At 66.6% G+C, this 21,937-nt stretch carries 19 protein-coding genes; 12 read left to right on the top strand and 7 right to left on the bottom strand.

The features are described from left to right. Nucleotides 1-903 (bottom strand): hypothetical protein, encoded by a 903-nt coding sequence (locus tag U4Z64_RS03595; protein ID WP_321803116.1) that lies wholly within the window; start codon nucleotides 901-903, stop codon nucleotides 1-3. A 798-nt stretch (nucleotides 904-1,701) separates the two neighbouring features. Between U4Z64_RS03595 and U4Z64_RS03590 the strand changes: the two genes are divergently transcribed. The 5 genes from U4Z64_RS03590 to U4Z64_RS03570 all read left to right on the top strand — a co-directional run bounded on the left by U4Z64_RS03590 (nucleotide 1,702) and on the right by U4Z64_RS03570 (nucleotide 7,323). Further along, nucleotides 1,702-2,937 (top strand): Crp/Fnr family transcriptional regulator, encoded by a 1,236-nt coding sequence (locus U4Z64_RS03590; protein WP_044847580.1) that lies wholly within the window; start codon nucleotides 1,702-1,704, stop codon nucleotides 2,935-2,937. 22 nt (nucleotides 2,938-2,959) lie between these two features. Next, on the top strand, nucleotides 2,960-3,724 hold the full coding sequence (locus U4Z64_RS03585; RefSeq protein WP_044847579.1) for a flagellar motor protein: 765 nt from the start codon (nucleotides 2,960-2,962) through the stop codon (nucleotides 3,722-3,724). A gap of 18 nt (nucleotides 3,725-3,742) precedes the next feature. Further along, nucleotides 3,743-4,420: a flagellar motor protein MotB gene (locus U4Z64_RS03580; protein ID WP_321812203.1), complete on the top strand. Its 678-nt coding sequence runs from the start codon at nucleotides 3,743-3,745 to the stop codon at nucleotides 4,418-4,420. Nucleotides 4,421-4,569: 149 nt separating this feature from the next. Continuing rightward, on the top strand, nucleotides 4,570-6,432 hold the full coding sequence (locus tag U4Z64_RS03575) for a methyl-accepting chemotaxis protein (protein ID WP_321819253.1): 1,863 nt from the start codon (nucleotides 4,570-4,572) through the stop codon (nucleotides 6,430-6,432). A gap of 102 nt (nucleotides 6,433-6,534) precedes the next feature. Then, complete coding sequence (locus tag U4Z64_RS03570; protein ID WP_321819328.1) at nucleotides 6,535-7,323, top strand: hypothetical protein; 789 nt, start codon at nucleotides 6,535-6,537, stop codon at nucleotides 7,321-7,323. 144 nt (nucleotides 7,324-7,467) lie between these two features. Here U4Z64_RS03570 and wecB read toward each other — a convergent pair whose 3' ends face one another. Then, nucleotides 7,468-8,685, bottom strand: a complete 1,218-nt coding sequence (gene wecB / locus U4Z64_RS03565; RefSeq protein ID WP_124488785.1) for a non-hydrolyzing UDP-N-acetylglucosamine 2-epimerase — start codon at nucleotides 8,683-8,685, stop codon at nucleotides 7,468-7,470. A gap of 1,274 nt (nucleotides 8,686-9,959) precedes the next feature. Here wecB and glmS point away from each other — a divergent pair. The 4 genes from glmS to U4Z64_RS03545 all read left to right on the top strand — a co-directional run bounded on the left by glmS (nucleotide 9,960) and on the right by U4Z64_RS03545 (nucleotide 13,769). Next, on the top strand, nucleotides 9,960-11,777 hold the full coding sequence (gene glmS, locus U4Z64_RS03560) for a glutamine--fructose-6-phosphate transaminase (isomerizing) (protein WP_044847574.1): 1,818 nt from the start codon (nucleotides 9,960-9,962) through the stop codon (nucleotides 11,775-11,777). A gap of 543 nt (nucleotides 11,778-12,320) precedes the next feature. Next, nucleotides 12,321-12,524: a cold-shock protein gene (locus U4Z64_RS03555; protein WP_006485974.1), complete on the top strand. Its 204-nt coding sequence runs from the start codon at nucleotides 12,321-12,323 to the stop codon at nucleotides 12,522-12,524. A 280-nt stretch (nucleotides 12,525-12,804) separates the two neighbouring features. Beyond that, entirely contained in the window at nucleotides 12,805-13,029 is a 225-nt protein-coding gene (locus U4Z64_RS03550; RefSeq protein ID WP_044847573.1) for a hypothetical protein, read from the top strand. A 329-nt stretch (nucleotides 13,030-13,358) separates the two neighbouring features. Further along, nucleotides 13,359-13,769 (top strand): TIGR02594 family protein, encoded by a 411-nt coding sequence (locus U4Z64_RS03545; protein ID WP_321819327.1) that lies wholly within the window; start codon nucleotides 13,359-13,361, stop codon nucleotides 13,767-13,769. A 142-nt stretch (nucleotides 13,770-13,911) separates the two neighbouring features. On the opposite strand, the gene U4Z64_RS03540 is transcribed toward U4Z64_RS03545, so the two are convergent. The 5 genes from U4Z64_RS03540 to U4Z64_RS03520 form a co-directional block, all read right to left on the bottom strand. Then, the gene (locus tag U4Z64_RS03540) at nucleotides 13,912-15,348 is read right to left on the bottom strand and encodes an efflux transporter outer membrane subunit (protein WP_321819252.1); all 1,437 of its coding nucleotides are present in this window, start codon (nucleotides 15,346-15,348) and stop codon (nucleotides 13,912-13,914) included. 16 nt (nucleotides 15,349-15,364) lie between these two features. Beyond that, complete coding sequence (locus tag U4Z64_RS03535) at nucleotides 15,365-16,939, bottom strand: DHA2 family efflux MFS transporter permease subunit (protein WP_321819251.1); 1,575 nt, start codon at nucleotides 16,937-16,939, stop codon at nucleotides 15,365-15,367. 13 nt (nucleotides 16,940-16,952) lie between these two features. After that, entirely contained in the window at nucleotides 16,953-18,041 is a 1,089-nt protein-coding gene (locus tag U4Z64_RS03530; RefSeq protein ID WP_044847569.1) for an HlyD family secretion protein, read from the bottom strand. A gap of 61 nt (nucleotides 18,042-18,102) precedes the next feature. Continuing rightward, complete coding sequence (locus tag U4Z64_RS03525) at nucleotides 18,103-18,534, bottom strand: MarR family winged helix-turn-helix transcriptional regulator (RefSeq protein ID WP_257770712.1); 432 nt, start codon at nucleotides 18,532-18,534, stop codon at nucleotides 18,103-18,105. A gap of 107 nt (nucleotides 18,535-18,641) precedes the next feature. Further along, entirely contained in the window at nucleotides 18,642-19,562 is a 921-nt protein-coding gene (locus U4Z64_RS03520) for a LysR family transcriptional regulator (protein WP_044847567.1), read from the bottom strand. A gap of 112 nt (nucleotides 19,563-19,674) precedes the next feature. Here U4Z64_RS03520 and U4Z64_RS03515 point away from each other — a divergent pair, with 112 nt between their 5' ends. The 3 genes from U4Z64_RS03515 (at nucleotide 19,675) to U4Z64_RS03505 (ending at nucleotide 21,858) form a co-directional block, all read left to right on the top strand. Further along, entirely contained in the window at nucleotides 19,675-20,103 is a 429-nt protein-coding gene (locus tag U4Z64_RS03515; protein ID WP_044847566.1) for a MarR family winged helix-turn-helix transcriptional regulator, read from the top strand. 65 nt (nucleotides 20,104-20,168) lie between these two features. After that, nucleotides 20,169-21,416, top strand: coding sequence for an aconitase X (locus U4Z64_RS03510; RefSeq protein ID WP_321812208.1), 1,248 nt, complete (start codon nucleotides 20,169-20,171; stop codon nucleotides 21,414-21,416). Continuing rightward, nucleotides 21,409-21,858, top strand: a complete 450-nt coding sequence (locus U4Z64_RS03505; RefSeq protein WP_321812209.1) for an aconitase X swivel domain-containing protein — start codon at nucleotides 21,409-21,411, stop codon at nucleotides 21,856-21,858. The genes U4Z64_RS03510 and U4Z64_RS03505 overlap by 8 nt, the downstream gene beginning before the upstream one ends. Nucleotides 21,859-21,937: the final 79 nt, after the last annotated feature.

Genomic DNA, 21,937 nt, shown 5'->3' with positions numbered 1-21,937 from the left:
TCAGCTGGGCGACTTGAGCGTGATGATCGTTTGACGCAGCAGCTGGAAGTACGAGCTCGTCGAATACGGGACCATCTGCTCGGCGTAGTTCCACCAGAAGAATCCGCCGATGAAACGCGGATCGGTCATGCTGTTGACCATCGGGTAGTAGGTCTTGATCAGGTTCTGCTGCACCGACGCCGGCGCCGCGATATCGGACGTGCCGATTTCGCCGAAGCCGACCTTCGCGTTCGGGAAGATGCTTTCCAGCGCCGCGAAGTCGTTTTTCCACGACGGATTCAGCCCCGGGCAATCCTGGTACGGGTAGTAGCTGAACAGCGCGTAGTCGGCCTGCTGGCGAACCGTCGCCGGCAGGAACGCGGTCGGCCACGTCTTCCAGTAATCCTGCGGCTTCTCCCAGCAGTTGTTGCCCTTGCTGTCGTCGTTGTAGTACAGCGTGATCGCGGTCTTGCCGCCGTTCGATTTGACGATCGTGTTGGCCGCGGCGACCATCTGGCCGATCTGCTGCTCTTCCGAATTGACCACGGTGTTCGTGCCGCTCGGATCGTTGCGCAACCATTCGCCGTTGATTTCGTTGGCGATTTCCCACACGTCGACCGTGTTCTTCAGCTGCGACACCAGTTCCTGCGTGCGCGCCTTGTACGTCGTGATATCCGTCGGGAAATAGTACGAATCGTAGACTTCGCCCATCACGTATGCGACCGAGTGCAGGCGCAGCAGTGGTGCGTAGTAGTCGGCGGCCGACGTGCCCGGATCGAACACGACGCGCACCGTCGGTCGGTACGGCAGGTTCTGCAGCGACGCGATGATTGCATCCAGTTTCGTCAGGTCATCGAGCGTGACACCGTAGACCGGATTCTTCAGCGGTTCGACCTGGGCGTTGGCGGTTTGGGACAAGGGCATCAGCCCGGCATAAGCAACGCATGCGGCAATGGCCGTGCGTGAGATGGTTTTCGTCAGTTTAATCAAAACTTCGGTTCCGTCCTAAGGTAAGAAGAAGCGCGATTTTAGACGAAAATAAAAGGTAATTATCGGATGATATGCGCAATAAAGGGGCGGATGTCGCGGAATGGAAATTGCTGCGCGGCTGGCTGGTGATCAAAAACGCAGCATCCCGAAACGTTTGCAAGCGGGCATCGGGACGGCCGGCGGAACGGGGAATCTCCTGACGACCGGGCGTGGTGGCGCATTCGGGTATACGCGCTGCGATTCCGCTTCGGCTTCGGCTTCGCGGTCGGCTTCGACATCGGCTTCGGCTTCGGCTTCGACATCGGCTTCGGCTTCGGCTTCGGCTTCGGCGTCGGCGTCGGCGTCGGCGTCGGCGTCGGCGTCGACTTCGACATCGACTTCGACATCGGCTTAGACATCGGCTTAGACATCGGCATCGACTTCGACATCGACATCGACATCGACATCGCCATCGTCAACACTGCCGTGCTCACGATCGGCCGCATCGTTCGCGATGGCCATGCAGTGATCCCCTCGGGGGCGGTGCCGCACACAAGCGCACGCATCGAAGAATCTGCTGACGATGCCCGCAATCCGCAAACGTTTCACGTTGATTTTCGTCGGTAACGCGCAGGATTTCGCTAAAGGATGCCGGCGCCGATGACGTTAAACGGGCACGGGGATGACTGCCGATCGCATGCATGTGACATGCGACGCGCAGTCCGCAACAACCAGCGCTGCAGGGGAACCAACATGAATCGTCAGCAATCGTGGACGCGTACGGCCGCGCCCGGCGAGATCATCTACTCGGAGGGCTTCGCCGGCGAGCCCGTCATCTTTCTGATCGCCGACGGCAAGGTCGAGCTGTCGACGCGCTGCGACGACAAGCGCGTCGTCGTCGCGACGCTCGGGCGCGGCGAGTTCTTCGGCGAATCGGCGCTGCTCGCCGCCGAGCCGCGCGCGCATACCGCGAAGGCACTGTCGTTCTGCCAGCTCACGGTCGTGCCGGCCGCGACGATCGACGAGGAAATCGAGCACGTGTCGGCGCTGCTTCGCCACATCGTGCGCACGATGATCCGGCGCGTGAAGCGCAAGGACGACCAGCTCGCGACCTATACGCATGCCGACTTCATGCCGGGCGTGCTGTCGTATGCGCACGTGCTGTCGCTGATGGCGGGCGCCGACGCGCGCGGCTCCGACGACGCGTGGTCGCGGCGGCCGATGCAGGCACATGCGGAGGTGTCGGTGCCGCTCGCGGAGGTGATCCGCCGGTGCCGCGCGATTGCCGGCCATTCGCGCCCGCACGTGCTTGCGATGCTGCGCCGCATGGAGAAGCTCAATCTCGTCACGATCGAAGCCGCGCAGGGCGACCATGCCGGCGGCGCGGCCGATTACCCCGCGTCGTCGGATGCGCGCCAGACCGTCACGTTCGATGCGGCGCGCGTGGTCGATCGCGCGCAGCAGGTTGCCGATCACGATCTCGACGTGTCGATCAACAGCGAGCTGGAGCTGATCGAGCTCGCCGATCTCGAAGCGCTGATCGGCGTCGACCGGAAGCTGCTGCTCAACAAGCTGTCGCACGGCGAGATCGCCGACGAGGTGTTCGCGTTCCGCAAGTCGAAGGTGCTCGGTTACGTCGGGCAGAAAGGCGTCGCGTATTTCTCGCGGCGCAGCCCGCGCGCCGGCGGCGACGTGCGCGCGCTCGAGGATCTCGTGGGGGTCGACCAGCGCACGCTGTTCGACGTGATCAGCGCATTCGATACGTACGATCTCGCGAAGCTGATCGCGAGCCTCGACGATCGCGCGGTTGCCGACAAGCTGTTCTCCGTGATGACGGAAGCGCGGCGCAACGAGGTGTCGTGGGTGATGCGCCGCGAGCTCAAGCTCGACCCGATCGAGATCGAGGAGATCGAGCGGCGCGTGCTCGATGCCGTGCGCGCGGCCAAGGCGCCGGCGGCGTCCGTGCCGCCGGCTTCATCCGCCGCGTGACGCCCACCCGAAGGAGACATCCATGGACCTGTTGACCCTGGCCGGCGTGCTGCTCGGCGGCGTGGCGATCGTGTTCGGCTTCGCGCTGGAAGGCGGACATTTTTCAATGTTGTTCCAGTTCGAAGCGCTCGTGATCGTGCTCGGCGGCACGCTCGGCGCGGTGATGATCCAGAATACGTGGGCGCGCTTCTTCGATGCGGTGAAGCAGCTGCGGCTCGCGTTCGTGCGCGCGCAGGAAGTCGACCGCAAGCACCTAACCGACCTGCTGGAGTGGGGCGATCGCGCGAAGCTCGACGGGCTGCTCGCCTTCGAATCGATGGACGTGAGCGGCATCCATCCGTTCGCGCGGCGCGGGCTCGAACTGCTCGCGAACGGCGTGTCGACCGCGGTGCTCGAGGACGCGCTGCAGCGCGAACTGGACGCCTACGAGCGCAGCCGCCTCGCGGCCGCGCGCGTCTGGCACCAGGCCGGCGGCTATGCGCCGACGTTCGGCATTCTCGGCTCGGTGCTCGGGCTGGTGCAGGTGACGAGCCATATTCTCGAACCGGCGCAGCTCGGGCCGGGCATCGCGGTCGCATTCATCGCGACGCTCTACGGCCTCGCATTCGCGAACCTCGTGTTCCTGCCGCTCTACGGCAAGCTGCGCGCGCAGATCGACAGCGAGCTGCGGTTCCGCAAGCTGTATCTCGACGGATTGCTCGCGATCTCGCGCAAGGAGTCGCCTCACACGATCGAGACGCGACTGACCGGCGACGTGCGCGGCCGCGCGGCGGAGTCGCTCGCATGACGCACCGGGAGCTTCGACATGACGGCTCGAACTGACGGCGCGCGTGCGGGTTCGGCCGCGGCCGGGCGCGACGACGATGAGGCCGAAGGCACGCAGTCCGGGCGCTGGCTGATTTCCTACGCGGATCTCGTCACGACGCTGATGGTGCTGTTTCTCGCGCTGTACGTGCTGCAGCTCGCGAAATACAACGCGCTCGATGCGCGTTATCAGACGCTTGCGCGGCATGACGGCGGGACGGCAAGCGCGCCCGACGCAGCGACCGGGCGCATGCCCGCGTGGCTCGCATCGCTCGACGCGCTGAAGACGGCCGGCCGCATCTCGCTCGTGCGCGCGCCGCACGGCATCGAGATCGGCATCGACGCGAAGATCCTGTTCAACGTCGGCGATGCGCGCTTGCTGCCGGACGCGACACCGGTGCTGAGCCAGATCGCGCAGGCGCTGAGCGCGCATGCGAGCGGCGACATCCTCGTCGAAGGGCATACCGACAGCGTGCCGATCGCGAACGCGAAATACGAGTCGAACTGGGAGCTGTCGTCCGCGCGGGCGGGCAGCGTCGTGCGCTATCTGGCCGATCGCGGCGTCGCGCCGCACCGGCTCGCCGCGATCGGGCGGGCCGATACGCAGCCGCTCGTCGCGGGCGACGATGCGGCCGCGCGGGCGCGCAACAGGCGGGTGACGATCTTCGTCGCGTATTGAGCGCGCGAACCTCGACGGGCGCGCGACGGCCGCCCGTCGACGACATATCGGATCTCGGATGACGAACATGTGAACCCGGCGATGCGATTCCGCGCGTGCCTGCCGATAACCCAGGCTGGCTCAGACCGAGCGGTTATCGAGGGTTCCCCATGCATTTCTGGCGCAAGCTGTCCATTCAGAACAAGCTGATTCTCAGCATGACGAGTTGCCTGCTCGTGTTCGTCGCGATTTCGAGCGGGTTGAGCGTCCGTCTGATCGGCAACGCCGTGCGCGATCGCGTCGTCCGCGAGGAGCTGCCGACGGCCGTGAGCGGCATCCGCGCCGACGTGCAGCGGCAGATGGCCGGGCCGATTGCCGCGTCGCGCCTCCTTGCGCGCGATGCGTTCCTGCTGCAATGGGAGGCCGACGGCGAGCCCGATGCCGGCACGCGCAGCTGGATTCAGCTCGCGAAGAACGTGAAGGACGAGCAGAAGGCGGCGTCCGTGCAGTGGGTGTCGGTGAAGAGCGGCAACTACTACAACGAAGCCGGCCTGCAGCGGAAGGTCACCGACCAGGATCGATGGCTGACGGATTTCCTCGCGTCGGGCAAGGCCTACGAGGTGAACATGGACCGCGAGGTCACGGCCGGCGGCTACATGATGTTCATCAACAGCCGGGTGGAGCTGGACGGCACGCCGATCGGCGCGACCGGCATGAGCCTGTCCGTCGACGCGCTCGCGAAGGGAATCGCCGCATACCGGATCGGCGACACCGGGTTTGCGTACCTCGTGCGGCCGGACGGCGCGATCATGATGCATCGCGATGCGTCGCTGATCGACGGCAAGCACTTCCTGAAGGACGAACCGGGCCTGCCTGGCGATGCATCGTCGACGCTGCTGGCCGGCAAGCCGTATGCGACGTTGAGCTACGACGGCGACGGCGGCGCGCGCTTCATCGCGACATCGTTCGTTCCGGAGCTGAATGCATACGTGGTCGTCGAAGTGCCGCAAGCCGAACTGCTCGGGCCGGTTACGCGTGCGATTCGCAGCGCGGCGTTCGTCGCCGCGATCGCGGGCCTCGGTGTCGCGCTGGTCGTGATCTGGCTGGTCGGGCGCGCGATCGCCGCGCCGATCTGCCGCGCGGCGACTCTGCTGTCGGACATCGCGAGCGGACAGGGCGACCTGACGCGCCGGATGACGGTCGAAAGCCAGGACGAGATCGGCCAGCTGTCGGACGCGTTCAACCGTTTCGTATCGTCGTTGTCGACGCTCGTCCACCGGATCCGCGCGGCGTCCGCGTCGATTGCGACTGGGTCCGCGCAGATCGCGTCGGGCAATGCCGACCTCAGCGAACGCACCGAAGGGCAGTCGGGCAACCTCGAGCGGACGGCTTCGTCGATGGAGGAGATCACGGCGGTCGTGCGCAACAACACCGAAACCGCGACGACGGCCGCGCAGCTGATCACCGGCGCCGCCGACACGGCGACGCGCGGCGGGCAGGTCGTCGGCGAAGTTGTGACCACGATGGAGCAGATCAGCGATGCGTCGCGGCGGATCGCCGAGATCATCGTGATGATCGACGGCATCTCGTTCCAGACCAACATCCTCGCGCTGAATGCGGCGGTCGAGGCCGCCCGCGCCGGCGAGCAGGGGCGCGGGTTCGCGGTCGTCGCGGCGGAAGTGCGGAACCTCGCGCAGCGCAGCGCGCAGGCGGCGAAGGAGATCAAGGCGCTGATCGAGCACAGTGCGGGGACGGTGAGCACCGGGTCGCGGCTCGTCGGCGAGGCCGGCAAGGTGATGCGCGATGTCGTGTCGCAGGTGCAGGGCGTCAGCGCGATGATGAGCGAGATCGCCGAGGCGAGCCTGGAGCAGAGCGCGGGCATCGACCAGATCGGCGATGCGGTGCAGTCGCTCGATCAGATGACACAGCAGAACGCGGCGCTGGTCGAGGAGAGCGCGGCGGCCGCGGAGAGCCTGAAGCAGCAGGCGGCGGATCTGACGCGCCTGGTATCGGCGTTCAAGGTAGATGAATAGCGTCCGCGCGACGTTAGAATGAACGCGTTTCTGGGGGACGGCTGCCGTGGGGATACGGTAGCCGTTTTCGCTGTCGGCGCGGGAATCGGTGACGTCATAAAAATGAAGCGCATTTCAAGACTGAAGATCGGGGTGGGGGCGGTGGTGGTCGCGGCGGTGTTCGCCGCGGTCGGGGCGAAGGTGATCGCATCGCCGGCGGATGCGTATCTTGCCTATCGGAAGCAGGCCGCGGCGGCGGTGGCGGCGGCCCGGATGGAGGATCGGGCGGCCCTCGACCGGCAGTACACGGCCGACGTGAACGCGCGGCTCGCCAAACTAATTGGCACGGTCAGGGCGCGAGGGTTCGTCGCGCAGGCCGAGGGCACGGTGCAGAGCGTCGGCCCCGTCGACGGGATGCCGCCGGGGCCGGACGGGTTGTCCTTCAAGTCGGACGACGGCAAGACGCATCTCGTCGTGACGACCGTTCCGCTGCTGAAGGCCTGGGCGAGCACGGCGGACGCCGGCATCAAGCCGACCGACGACGTCGCCGCGATGTTCGACCATGAAACGCTTTACACGCACGTATTCAGCGACGACGCCGCCGCGTTTCGCTTCGCCGAGTTGCCCGTCAAGCGGCAGCCGGCCGACGGCGTGGTGAAGGCGTGGCTGCTGGGCGAAAGCCAGGACGGCGTGCCGGACGGGCCGAACACGCTGGCCGTGTCGGTTCGGCAGGGCCAACGCGTTTATATCCTGTGGCGGGGCGTGACGCTGCGCCCGATCGCGGCGTGCGACGCGGCGCGCGTGCCCGAGAACGCGCGGCAGGCGTGTTTCGCCAGGCAGGTGGGGACCCAGCGGATTTATCCGCGGCTGGTCGCGCAGGCGCAAGCGATGGCCGATGCCGTGGTCCGATAGCGGGATAGCGGGCGGCAGACACGGGTCGCAGCCGTCGATCGCACGGCGCGATTCGACGGCGCTGGACGGAGGTTCGCGTGCGACGATTGACGGTCGGCGACGTCACGTGTCGCCGACCGTCGGCATGCCGTCCGGCGAACGACTTCAACGCGAGCGCAACGCCTGCAACCCCAGGGTGAGCGGGTTGAACGGCATCTCCGCGGCGCCCATCGAAAAGCTCGTCGCCTTTGCGGTCGCCCCGGGCGCGTGCATCAGCGCATGAACGATCCGCTCGCTTGCATGGCCGTCGCCATACGGATTGCTCGCGCGCGCCATTTCCTCATACGCGCTGTCGCTGTCGAATAGCCGCGACGCCTCCCAGACGATCCGCTCCTGGTCCGTGCCGACGAGCCGCGCGGTGCCGGCGTGGATCGCTTCGGGCCGCTCGGTCGTCTCGCGCGTGACGAGCACCGGCTTGCCGAGTGCCGGCCCTTCCTCCTGGATGCCGCCCGAATCGGTGATGATGAAGTGCGAGCGTGACATCAGGAATACGAACGAAAGATATTCCTGGGGTTCGATCAGGTAGATGTTCGGTACGCTGCCGAGCAGCGCGCGCGCCGGCTCGCGCACGTTCGGATTCAAGTGCAGCGGATAGACGAACTGCGCATCGGGATAGCGCTTCGCGAGCGTGCAGAGCGCCTCGCAGAAATGCCGGAACGGTTCGCCGAAACTCTCGCGGCGATGGCCGGTGATCAGCACGACGCGGCGCGACGCTTCGAGAAACGGAAAGTGTGCGGCGACCTTGTCGTGGAGCGCGCTATCGTGGTCGAGCATGCGCTTGACGTCGTGCAGCGCATCGATCACGGTGTTGCCCGTCATCACGACCGCACCCACCGGCACGCCTTCGCTGAACAGGTTGTCGCGCGCCTGGCCCGTCGGCGCGAAGTGCCATGACGACACCGCATCGGTCACGCGGCGATTCAATTCCTCCGGCCACGGCGACCAGATGTCGCCGCTGCGCAGGCCCGCTTCCACGTGCCCGACCGGCAGATAGCGGTAGAACGCCGCGATACTGACGGCCAGCGTCGTCGTCGTGTCGCCGTGTACCAGCACGACGTCCGGACGCAAGTCGTCGAAGACGGTCCCGATCGCCTGAAGAATGCCGGTCGTCACGTCGGTCAGCGTCTGGCTCTGACGCATCAGATTGAGATCGTAGTCGGGCTTGATGTCGAACAACGTGAGGACCTGATCCAGCATTTCCCGATGCTGGGCGGTCACGCATACGCGGGCATCGACATCCTTGCGCGCCTTCAGCGCGCGGACGAGCGGCGCCATCTTGATGGCTTCCGGTCGAGTTCCGAACACAAGCAAGATCTTTTTCATCGATGTCCTCGTTGAGCATCTTCGCGCCGGAAGATCCGGCGTCTGGCGCCAGGCATGGTTGCAGGCCACCCGTCCCGTCTCCGCATGTATCGGCGCCAGTCGCGCGACATGCAGCGGTATTGCGGGGCGAGCGCGCCGTTTTTGTCCGCGTGGTCTGCGCCACGCAATCGTCGAACTACGGCCGTCCCGTTGCACCTCGTCAATCACGTCATGAGCATTTCTCGCTGTGTCGATCGCCATGTCTGTCGGTCAGGCCACGTACGTTTCCACGTCGCTGCGCGCCCGTACCCGTTCCTCCTTCCGATAGAGCAATATTCAAACCAGTGGCCCTGTGGCCGGCCCCGCTTCGCGCCGCACCGGTGGAATGCCAGGGAACGTTTCACAATTGCTACGAGCGCGATTGCGGCGCCCTGCCGCGATGGGGGTGAAAATCCGACCGTTCGCGCGATCGAGCCGGTCACGTCATGCGACGGATGGCGACTTGCGTCACGCGCTGGCTGCCGATCGAACCGCATGCGCCGTGTCACGCGCCTAGGAGCGTTTCGACATGCGAGTTTTGTCCGGGCAACGTGGGGAACGTCGTCGGCTGCCACGCATTGCCTCCGTGCGAAGGATGGCCCTCACGCATCGCGGCGCGTGCATCGTCCGCACCAGACGATGCGAAACGTTGCGTATCTGTAACGACCGTCCGGAGCCGGCCGGCCATATCCGCAAGGCGGTTGGTCGATGTGTGCCGCGCCGCGCACGGGGCGTTGCCGGACAAGAGCCCCGCAACGACAGCCTGCAGCGGTCGACTTCGAGAAATGGTGGCGCGCGACGTTTCGGTTCACTGAAGGCGGAAGATCCCGCTAGGGGGGAGGTGAACCCTGATTCACCGGTGAATCAAAAACACGCGATCCGTGCCGCGAGCCTGTCGATCGGGTACCCGCAGGCCATTGCATCACGGGGCAGGGCGATCCATGGCTCACCGCTTGCTTTGTTCAGGAGGACAGGCGTGCCCGTCCGAGTTCGAGCGACGACGGAAGGGCGGGGATACCGATACGACGAACCCGCCAGGCGCGACGACCCGTGCCGGGCGGGCGGCGTGCAGGCCGCGCTTGACCGCGCATCACAGCCGGTTGCCGACGCGACGGAGTGTGTGCCGGCCATTAGGCCGATGCCGACCCGCTCGCTCCCGCCCATGCCGGTTCACGATGGCGAAGACAACGGTGACCGGATCGCGTTGATACAGCAGCGCACGGTCGATCAACGAAAACAGGGGAAGGAGACGTGTCATGTGTGGCATCGTCGGCGCGGTCGCGCAACGGAACATCGTTCCGGTTCTGATCGAAGGTTTGCGCCGCCTCGAGTATCGCGGCTACGATTCATGCGGCGTGGCGACCGTCGTCGACGGCCAGGCGCGTCGCGAACGCAGTGTGTCGCGCGTCGCCGATCTCGACGCGCACGTGCGCAGCGCCGGGCTGTCCGGCAGCACGGGCATCGCGCACACCCGGTGGGCAACGCACGGCGCGCCCGCCACCTGCAACGCGCATCCGATCTTCTCGCGCGACGAGATCGCGCTCGTGCACAACGGCATCATCGAGAATCACGAGACGTTGCGCAGGCAACTGTCCGACGAGCATTACCAGTTCGACGGCCAGACCGACACCGAGGTCGTCGCGCACCTGATCCACAGCAAGTATCACGGCGACCTGCTCGCCGCGGTACGCGATGCGACGTCGCAGCTGCACGGCGCATACGCGATCGCGGTGTTCAGCAAGCACGAGCCGCAGCGGCTGATCGGCGCGCGGGTCGGCTCGCCGCTCGTCGTCGGCCTGAAGGACGACGAATGTTTCCTCGCGTCCGACGCGCTCGCGCTTGCCGGCATCACCGACCGCTTCATCTTTCTCGAGGAAGGCGACATCGTCGAGTTGACGCCGGGCGGCGTGCGTATTCTCGAACGCGGCGGCACGCCGGTCGATCGTCCGATCCAGACCGTCTCGTCGACGCAAGGCGCGGTCGAGCTCGGGCCGTACCGGCATTTCATGCAGAAGGAGATCTTCGAGCAGCCACGGGCCGTGGCCGCGACCATCCCCGATGCGGGGTTGTTCGATCCGGCGGCGTTCGGCCCGGATGCCGCGCGCGCGTTCGAGCAGATCGACAACGTGCTGATCCTCGCGTGCGGCACGAGTCACTATTCCGGCCTGACCGCGCGCCGCTGGCTCGAGACGATCGCGCGCCTGCCGGCGCAGGTCGAGATCGCGAGCGAATACCGTTACAGCGATGCGCTCGCGTTGCCGAATACGCTCGTGGTCAGCGTGTCGCAATCCGGCGAGACCGCCGACACGCTCGCCGCGCTCAAGTATGCGCAGGCGCTCGGGCATATCGATACGCTCGCGATCTGCAACGTGCCCACCAGCGCGATGATGCGGCAGACGAGCCTGCGGTTCCTGACGCGCGCCGGCCCGGAAATCGGCGTCGCGTCGACCAAGGCGTTTACCACCCAGCTCGTCGCGCTGTTCATTCTCGCGGTGACGCTCGGCCGGTTGCGCGGCTACGTCGACGATGCGCAGCTCGCGCGCTATGCGACGCAGCTGCGGCGGCTGCCGGGCGCGCTCGACGACGTGCTCGCGCTGGAGCCGCAGATCGAGCGCTGGGCCGCGGAATTCTCGCGGCACGAGAATGCGCTGTTTCTCGGGCGCGGGCTGCATTACCCGATCGCGCTCGAAGGGGCGCTGAAGCTGAAGGAGATTTCGTATATCCACGCGGAAGCGTATCCGGCCGGCGAGCTGAAGCACGGCCCGCTCGCGCTGGTGACGCACGCGATGCCGGTCGCGACGATCGCGCCGAACGACGCGCTGCTCGAGAAGCTCAAGTCGAACATGCAGGAAGTGCGGGCGCGGGGCGGTCAGCTGTACGTGTTCGCCGATGCCGATACGCGGATCGACGACAGCGAAGGCGTGTCGGTGATGAGGATGCCGGATTACTACGGGCTGCTGTCGCCGATCCTGCACGTCGTGCCGCTGCAACTGCTCGCGTATCACGCCGCGTGCCTGCGCGGCGCGGATATCGACAAGCCGAGGAACCTGGCGAAATCGGTGACGGTCGAGTGACGGGCGGGGCCGGCCGACGATTGCCGGTCGGCCCGCGCAGGCGGTCAGCGCAAGGCCGCCGCCCGGGCCTTCACGATCTTGCCCCGCTGCAGCACGTACGCGACACGTTCGCCTTCTCCCGCGACGAGGCCGATATCGTCGAGCGGATTTCCGGCGAGCACGACGACGTCGTGGGCGCAGGAAATCGAAGGAGGCTGTCGACACGATACGGGCGGATCGAACGGAAACCGGAAGGCGGGAAAATCGTTGCCGATCGGCCCGTTCGTGCGGAGATCATGTGCAACGCGCGCCCGGCCAGGCCACGCGCGCCGTCAGTCAGGGCCGCATCGCTTCGCCCGAACAGCGGGTCGCGAGGTAAAACAGTTACAAGTTAGCCGTTGACGCGCATCTGCCCGGCGGTTAGTGTGTGCGTCGAAGTCCAAGAAGTCCGATTGCTGTTCATCAATTGCTCGCTCTCCTCAGCGGTATTCGTTGTCCTCTCCCTCCTTGATGCTTCACGCGCTCTCCAGCAGGGCAAATCTTCATTTTTCTCAAGGAATCTTCATGGATACCGGTATCGTCAAGTGGTTCAACGACAGCAAAGGCTTTGGCTTCATCACGCCGGACAACGGCGGCGACGACCTGTTCGCTCATTTCTCGGAAATTCGTGCCGACGGCTTCAAGACGCTGGCCGAAAACCAGAAAGTGAGCTTCGAGACGAAGCAAGGCCCGAAGGGTCTGCAAGCGGCCAACATCAAGCCGCTGTAAAGTCTGAAGGGCCCGGCCATCCCACGATGGGCGCCGGGCCGCAGCGACATCCGCACGGAGCTTGGTCTCGTAAAGTTGGCGCGCTCGTTCCCGGCTGCGTCTGCTCATTGAGCCGCCGACCAGGCGCCATACACCTCGCTGCACTTCGTTCCCCCTCCGGCCGCAGCGCCGTATTTTCGCTTTCCGACTGCTTCGGGTTCAGCTCGCAATGGCGTTGGATCGGCGCATCCGTGCACATTTCGCACGGCACGCGCGCAGTCGAACATTATTAAAATTAAAAATGCAAAACACACAAAATCATCAATACAACGGCTATGCCGTCCGGCCCTCGGCGCATCGTTTGCCCGATGGCAGTTTTTCAGCCAACCTGCTGCTCGAGCGCATCGATAGCGCGTCTGTCGAAGGCCGCTACCGGTTCTATTCGCTCGATTACTTCGCGAGTGAAGCGCAGGCATTGCGGCACTCGGAACGCTGGGCACGCAACTGGGTCGATACGCGCGGTTAAAGGCAGCGCTGTAGGACCGGATACCCGACGCATATGAGTCGCCCGGGCGCGCAACAATGCGCGCCCGAACCTCGCGTGCGATCAATTCTGTACCTCCCGACTGGAGCCGCGCGCTCGATTCGGGTTACCGGATTTTCCTTTCGACGCCGGTGGCGCATGACGCTATCCCGGCGTCGAAGTGGGTGGCGTACTTGAGAGGCCTGGGCTGACCGAACGGTGGTGCCGACCTCCGCATCCGTGCGAAGATTGCACGCACATCACACTCGCCCGAGAACGACGTGACCCGAGCAAATCCTGAGCGCAACCCGGACGCCGCCGATCCGCCGTGGATGGCCGTCGCCCTGGCCGAACTCGGCATCCGCCGCCATCCGCCCGGCAGCGTGAACCCACGCATCGTCGAGTACAACAACCGGACGAATCTGGTCGGCTACGACGACAAGATTTCCTGGTGCTCTTCGTTCGTCAACTGGTGCATGACGCACGCGGGCATTCGCGGCACCGGGTCGGCGCTCGCGCGTTCGTGGCTCGAATGGGGCCGCCCGCTTTACAGCCCGGTCTACGGCTGCATCGCGATCCTGACGCGCGACGATCCCGCGAGCTGGAAAGGGCATGTCGGGTTCTACTTGAGCCATGACGACGAGCACGTGCATCTGTTCGGCGGCAATCAGCTTGAAGAGGTACGCGAGCTTGCGTACCCGCTGAACGAAGTGATCGGTTACCGTTGGCCCGACGCGGGATGACCTCGTCCTGCGGCATACGCGAATTCGCAATCGCGCGGTTGGCGGCTTGCTTGATCGCGTTGTCGGTCGAATGCCCGGGATCGGGCGACTGAAGAGCGGGGCCCCGGCACGTGTCGAGGCCGGCGCCGTATCGTGATCGCGCCTAGTTCTTCGCCACGGCTTCCACCTCGGGCCCACCGGCCGCATCATTCCTGCTCCACCCGCCCCCGAGCGAGCGATACAACGCGACCGCCGCCAGCGCATGCTCGCGCCTGAGCTGGTTGAGCGCGTCCGAATCCCGCAGATACACCTCCTGCGCCGACAGCACGTCCAGAAAATCCGTCGCGCCGCCCTTGTAGAGCTGGTTCGCCAGCCCGAGCGCCTTGTCCGAAGCCGCGAGCGCGCTGCCGAGCCGCTGCGTCGCTTCATCGCTGCTGACGAGGTTCGCGCGCGCATCCTCGACCTCGCGCAACGCCTGCAGCATCGTCTGCCGCAACCCGAGTTCCGACTCGCGCATCCGGCTTTCGCTCTGCGAGATATCGGCGGTAATCCGTCCCGCGTTGAAGATTGGGCTCGTCGCGCTCAGCGCCGCGCTGAACAGGTTGTCGGTCAGCGTCGGCAAGCCGAGATACGACGCGGCCAGAATCCCGTCCGTCAGGTTCAGCGAGAACTTCGGATACCGTTCGGCCTTCGCGACACCGACCTGTGCCGCGCGCCGCTCGACCTGCGCGTAGGCGGTCAGCACGTCGGGCCGGCGCAGCAGCGCCTGCGACGGCAGCGTGGCGGGCGAGCCGGCCGGCGGCGCCGGAATCGCGCCGGCCTGCGCGAGCACGAGCCGGTCGACCGATTCAGGCGTGCGGCCCGAATACACGGCGATCAGGTTGAGCTGATGCGCGATCTGCGCCTGCGTCGGCGGAATCCGCGCCTCCAGCGCATCGAGCTGGTTCTGCGCGCGCGTGACGTCGAGTTCCGTCGACAGCCCGAACGCCTGCCGCTTGCGCGTGAGTTCGAGCGCATGCCGGCGGATCGCCGCGTTGTCCTGCAGGATCTTCAGTTCCTGCTGCGCCCAGCGCAGGTCGACATAGGCGGATGCCGCATCGGCCGCGAGCGCGAGCCGCATCGCATCTTCCGCATGCTTTTGCCCGACCAGCTCGGCCTGCGCGGCCAGCAGGTCGAGCCGTTCGCCGCCGAACACGTCCGGCGACCAGCTCAGCGCGAGCCCCGCACCGGCCTGTCGCACGTGGCCGAGCGGCGGCGGCGTGTTCTTGCGCTCGTCGGCCGCATGCGCGGTCGCGTCGAGTTCCGGCAGCAGCACCGCGCGCTTCTGCACGGTCAGCGCCTGCGCCTGCTTCACGCGTTCGGCGGCGGCCTGCAGATCGAGGTTGCCGTCGAGCACGGTCGCGATCAGCCGGTCGAGCACGGGGTCGTTGAACTGCGCCCACCACGCGGCGGCGTCGATGTCGGCGCGCGGCACGTCGGTGTCCCACGCGGCCGGCGCGAGCGACTGGACGGAATCGTGCAGCGCGGGATGCTGCGCGGGCTGCACCGCACACCCTGCGGCGAAGGCGCTGACGGCCAGCGCGACGAGTAGCTTTTTCATGATGACGACCTTGGCTTCAGTGCGCGTCCGGCGGCGGCGCGTTGAGGGTGATGGGACGGGAAAACGCGACGGCGACCAGCGCGACCACGAAGCACAGCGACAGCGCGTAGTACGCATCCGCGTAGGTGAGCGTCAGCGCTTCCCGATAGATCAGGCGGTGCAGGTTCGCGAGGCCGGCCTGCGCGGTATTCAGCGTGTTGCCGGCCACCGAGGTCCAGTACGCGGCCTGGCGGTCGAGCAGCGACGCGACTTGCGGCTCGCCGGCGCTCACATGCTCGTTCAGGCGCAGGTAGTGGAAGTTCAGCCGGTCGTTGAGCATCGTCGCGCTCACCGCGATGCCGATCGCGCCGCCGAGGTTGCGCATCAGGTTGAACAGGCCGCTCGCCGATTTCAGCCGCGACTGCGGCAGCGAGCCCAACGCCATCGTCACGATCGGCGGCACGCTGAACTGCTGGCCGATGCCGCGCAGCGCCTGCGGCAGCAGCAGTTCCCGCCAGCCCCAGTCGTGCGTGATCGGCGTGTACAGGTAGCAGCCGAGGCCGAAGCAGATCAGCCCGAACACGAGCAGCGCGCGCATGCTGAAGTAGCGCGCGGCGAATGCATACGCGCAGAGCGCGAGTAGCTGGAACGCGCCGACCGACAGCAGCGCGATGCCGATCTGCAGCGAACTGAACGCCCGCACCTGCGCGAGAAACAGCGGCGTCAGGAACACGGTGACGAAGATCCCGATACCGGTCACGAACGACAGCAGACTGCCGATCCCGAAGTTGCGCACGGCGAGCGCGCGCAGGTCGACGATCGGGTCTTCCGCGGTCAGGGCGTGCACGATGAACAGGAAGCCGCAGATGGCGGAGATCCACGCGCAGAACACGATCGCATGATCGCCGAACCAGTTCTTGCGCGGGCCTTCCTCGAGCACGTATTCGAGGCAGCCGAGGAAGCCCGACATCAGCACGATGCCGAGATAGTCGCCGCGCTTGACGAGGCTCAGGTCCGGTGCGTCGATGTGCACGTAGCGCGGCACGAGCGCGGCCACCGCGATGCCCGGCACGAGGTTCAGGTAGAACAGCCAGTGCCACGACCATTGATCGGTGATCCAGCCGCCGATCACCGGCCCGATCGCCGGCGCGAGCGACGCGAGCGCGCCGATCGTCGTCGACGCGATCAGCCGCTGCTTGCCCGGGAACAGCACGAACGCGGTCGTGAACACGGTCGGGATCATCGCGGCGCCGAGCGCACCCTGCATCCCGCGGAACAGGATCATCGAGTTGATGTCCCACGCGAGCCCGCACAGCATGCTCGTGATCGTGAAGCCGACGGCCGACGCGGTGAACAGCCAGCGCGTCGACATCACCTTCGACAGCCAGCCCGACATCGGGATCACGATGATCTCGGCGATCAGGTAGGCCGTCTGCACCCACGACAGTTCGTCCTGGCTCGCGGAGAGCCCGCCGCCGATGTCGCGCAGCGACGATGCGACGATCTGGATGTCGAGCGTCGCCATGAAGAAGCCGACGCACATCAGCGCGAACGCGAAGACGCGCTGCCTGGTCGGTTGCGACGCGGGGTCGCCGGAAATCGCGGTGGTCATCGCAGGCTCCCGTTCAGTTCGCGTGGTCGGTATGCACGGTCACGACCGCGGAGAGACCGGGGCGCAGCACGTGCTCGATGCCCGGCTCCGGATCGAGATGCACGCGCACCGGCACGCGCTGGACGATCTTCGTGAAGTTGCCGGTCGCGTTCTCGGGCGGCAGCACGCTGAAGGTCGCGCCGGTCGCGGGCGCCAGGCTGTCGACGCGGCCGTGGAGGCGCGTGCTCGACGCATCGAGCGTGACATCGACGCGATCGCCTGAGCGCATCTTGCGCAGCTGGTCTTCCTTGAAGTTCGCGTCGATCCACAGCCCGGCCGCGGGCACGACCGTCAGCAGCGGCACGCCGACGTTCGCGAGCATCCCGACGCGGCCCGTGCGGTTGCCGACGTAACCGTCGACCGGCGAGCGGATCGTCGTGTACTCGACGTTCAGCGCCGCGACGCGTTGCGCGGCGAGTGCCGTGTTCACGCGGGCCCGCGCATCGGCGAGCTGCGCGCCGAGCACGTCGAGCTGCCGCTTCGACGCGAGCAGCGCGGCGTCGCTGCGTGCGACGGCCGCATCCGCCTTCGAGTAATCGGCGTCCGCGCGCTCGACGATCTGGTTCGATACCGCATCGGATTTCACGAGCTCGCGGTAGCGCACGCGATCGGACGACGCGCGCGTGAGCTCGGCCGACGACGCATTCCGGTCCGCCGCATGCTGGCCGATCACCGCGTATTGAAGTTGCTGCTTCGCTTCGAGTTCGGCCACCGCGGAGCGCGCGCTGTCGACTTCCGCGCTCGCCTGCGCGAGCTTCGCATCGTAGTCGCGCGCATCGAGCTGCACGAGCACGTCGCCGGCCTTCACGCGCTGGTTGTCGGTCACGAGGATCTTGTCGACGAAACCGTTCACCTTCGGTGCGAGCACCGTCACGTCGCCGCCGACATACGCATCGTCGGTGCTCTCCTGGAAACGCAGCACGAACAGCCAGTCGAGCGCCGCGGCCGCGACCGCGACGACGACGGCGGCCACCGCGATCCGCATCCACGGCACGCGGCGCTGCTTTGCCGGCCGGTCGGTTGTGGCTGCCTCGCGGGAGGCAGCGGCTTGGGTCGTTTCCATCGATTCACCTATGTATATGCACTTATTAAAACGACCGACGACGCGTCGCCGATCGGGGAAGTCAGCGTTCCGGCAGGTTGTGCGTGATCCGGAACAATTCGTCTCTGAGGCGGGCCGCCTGCGCCGGCCCGAACCGCTGCTCGAACGCTTCCTGCGCGGCGAGCCAGTGCACATGCGCGTCGGCGATCTTCGTTTCGCCGTGCGCGGTCAGCACGAACGTCTGGCGCCGGCAACGCGGCTCGATTTGGCCCGTGACCAGCGCGGCGCCGACCAGCGGCTTCAGCGCGCGCAACAGCGCGGTGCGCTCGATCACCAGCACGGCCGATAGCGTCGCCATCGTCAGGCCCGGACGCTCCCGCAGCAGCGCGAGAATGCTGTACTGCGACGGCGTGACGCCCGCCCGCGACAGGTAGCGCTCGTAGAACTGCGAGATTCGCCGGGCGGCTTGCCGGACCGCGAAACAATCGTCATCGATAAGCGTGGACTTGTGCATGTGCACATATTAGGTGCCCACGCGATGCGAAGCGAGCGGCGAGACAGGATCAGATTGGTGCCGTGGCTGTACCAATCGGCGGTGGAAAGGTGCGTTTGCGCGCCGGATCAGGCCGCGGCCGGAACAATCGAGCCTTCGCGGTCGTAGTACGCGGCCGTGTAGTCGATGAACGCCTTGACCTTCGCGGGCAGCAGCGCGCGGTTCGCGTAGGCGAGCTTGATTTCCACGAACGCGTCGACGAGATCGGCGCCTTCGAGCAACTGCACGAGCGCGCCCGACGCGAGTTCGGCTTCGACGAGCGCTCTCGGCACCACGCCGATGCCGAAGTCGTGCATCACCATTTCGCGGTTGAAGACGGGGCTGTTCGACGAGACGTCGAAGCTCAACGGCACGGTCAGCGTGTCGCCGTCGACGCGGAACGACAGCGCGGGCCGGCGCAGCGACGGCGACATCGGCACGAACATGTGGCCGGCGAGCTCGGCCGGTGTTTCGGGACGCGGATGCGCGCGCAGGTAGGCGGGCGTCGCGACGATCACCACCGGAATGCGTTCGATCAGCCGCACGACGGTCGTCTCGCTCGTCAGCATGTACGGCACGACGATGCCGATGTCATAGCCTTCGCCGACGAGGTCGACCGGGCGCTCGGTCAGCGTGACGTCGAGCCGCACCTTCGGATGCGCGGCCTTGAAACCGGCGATCAGCGGCACGAGCCGGTTCAGCGCGGCCGTCGTGTGCGCGACGAGCCGCAACAGCCCCTCGGGCTCGCGCGTGTACGACTGCGCCTGCGCTTCCAGCGAGTCGAGTTCGTCGAGCACCGCCGCGCATCGCTCGTAGATGCGCTCGGCGGTTTCGGTCAGCGAGACCTGGCGCGTGGTCCGGTGCAGCAGGCGGCTGCCGAAGCGCGCTTCCAGATCCGCGACCGCCCGCGACACGACCGGCCGCGCGAGGCCGTGCATGTCGGCCGCGCGCGTGAAGCTGCGCATTTCCACCACCGACCGGAAGATGCGCAGCTTGTCGATGTAGTCCATGTCCGTCTCCTCGAAGCGATGGCGCGGCGCCGGATGCGCGCGGCCGGCGCCGGCCCTTGTTACGGCCGAGTGTACATTGACTTTATGCATATGCACATTTAAATTGCCGGTCATGAACGACATCCAGATGGCCCAGGCCTGCAATTGCCTCGCGCTGCGTCAGGCGGCGCGCTTCGTCACGCAACTCTACGAGCGGCATCTGGCCCCGGTCGGCGTCACGGCCGCGCAGTTCTCGATCATGGCGAACCTGTCGCGCCGGCCCGGCCTGTTGATGAGCGAACTCGCCGATCGGCTGGTGATGGACCGCACGACGCTGTTGCGCGCGCTGAAGCCGCTGCAGCGCGACGGCTTCGTCGCCGCGGCCGCGTCCGAGCATGACGCCCGCGCGCATGCGCTCAGCCTGACGAAGCTCGGCGAGCGCACCTACGCGCAGGCGAAGGTCGCGTGGCAAGCCGCGCAGGACGAGTTCGAGACGCAATTCGGCCAGGGCCGCGCCCAGGCGTTGCGCGACGAGTTGTTCAGCCTGACGGCGCAGCGCTAGGTGCGACGCGCGGTAGTATGACAAAAGCGATCCGGATCCACCGGACGAGACACGAGGAGCCCCCCATGCTGCAGTTGAGCGAACGCGACGACGCGATGTTGCGCGGCGCATTCGGCGACGGCGTCGCGCGCGCGATGCGGATCGTCGCGCGCACGGCCGAGGTCATGTCGGCGCCGCACCTGATCGACATCACGTCCGCGCATATCGACGGCTGTCTTTACCACGGCCGGACCAGCCTCGACTTCGTCGAGTATTTCGTCGACACCGGCGCGCGGGTCGCGGTGCCGACCACTTTGAACGTCGGGTCGCTCGACCTGATCCATCCCGAGCTGTATCACGGCGACCGCGCGATCCAGCGCGACGCGCAGCGCCTGATGGATGCGCATCTGCAGCTCGGCTGCGAATCGAGCTTCACGTGCGCGCCGTATCAGCTGAAGAATCGTCCGCGCCTGGGCCAGCAGATCGCGTGGGCGGAATCCAATGCGATCGTGTTCGCCAATTCGGTGCTCGGTGCGCGTACCAGCCGCTACGGCGACTTTCTCGACCTGGCCGCCGCGATCACCGGGCGCGCGCCGTATGCGGGGCTGCACGTCGAAGCGAATCGCGCGGCGCGGATCGTGTTCAACGCGCCGGACTTCGGCAAGCGGCCCTCGCGCGACATCTATTTCGCGGCGCTTGGGCTTCTGATCGGCCGGATCGCCGGCGCGACCGTGCCGGCGATCGTCGGGCTGCCCGCGGACACCACCGAAGACGAACTCAAGGCGCTCGGCGCGGCTGCCGCATCGAGCGGGGCGGTTGCGCTGTTCCATGCGGTGGGCGTCACGCCCGAGGCGCCGACGCTCGACGCCGCGTTGCACGGGCGGGCGGCGCAGCGCACGGTCGATGTCGCGATGGCCGATCTCGACGAGATCCGCCGCACGCTGAACCACGGCGCGGCCGGCGATGCGCTCGTCGCGGTCGCGCTCGGCACGCCGCACTTCTCGCTGGCCGAGTTCCGCACGCTCGACGCGCTGCTCGATCAGTTCGACGGCCGGCCGAAGTGCGATTTCTACGTGAACACGAGCCGCTTCATCCTGTGGGAGCTGGGCGAGCTCGGGCTCGCCGGCAAGTTCGACGCGCGCGGCATCCAGATCGTCGTCGATACCTGCACGTACATCACGCCGGTCATGAAACAGCTGTCGGGCCTGGTGATGACCAACTCGGGGAAGTGGGCGTCGTATGCGCCCGCGAACATCGGCGTCACGGTGGCGTACGGCAGCATGCGCGAATGCGTGCGTTCCGCGTTCGAAGGAAAGGTGCGATTCGATGACTGATGCAACGATCGGGAAACTGACGGGCGACACGCTCGTGCCGGGCAGCGCATGCGCGAAGACGATCGTGCTCGACAAGCCGCTCAGCTTCTGGGGCGGCTACGACTCGGGGGCGGGGCGGATCGTCGATCGCGGGCATCCGCAGGCGGGCGCGAGCCTCGCGGGCCGGATCATGGTGATGCCGCACGCGAAGGGCTCGAGTTCGAGCAGCAGCGTGCTCGCGGAAGCGGTGCGCAACGGCACGGGGCCGGTCGGGATCGTGCTGAAGGAGCGCGACCTGATCATCTCGATCGGCGCGATCGTCGCCGCCGAGCTGTATGCGATCGCGGTGCCGGTGGTGTGCGTGACGGACGACGTGTACGACGCGATCGTCGCCGCGAACGGCGAGGTGCGGATCGAGGCGGGTGAGGGCGACGGCGGCGCGTGGATCTTCGTCGACGGTTGACGGGCAGCGCTTGGTTCCGTTTCACGTCGGCGATGCGGGGCGATACGGGCGACGGAGCGTGAGCGCGCGCTTGCTTTTG

Source organism: Burkholderia sp. BCC1996 (assembly GCF_905339955.1).
GTDB lineage: Bacteria > Pseudomonadota > Gammaproteobacteria > Burkholderiales > Burkholderiaceae > Burkholderia.
Note: the sequence above shows the minus strand (reverse complement) of the source record. Positions and strands in the feature narration are given on the sequence as shown.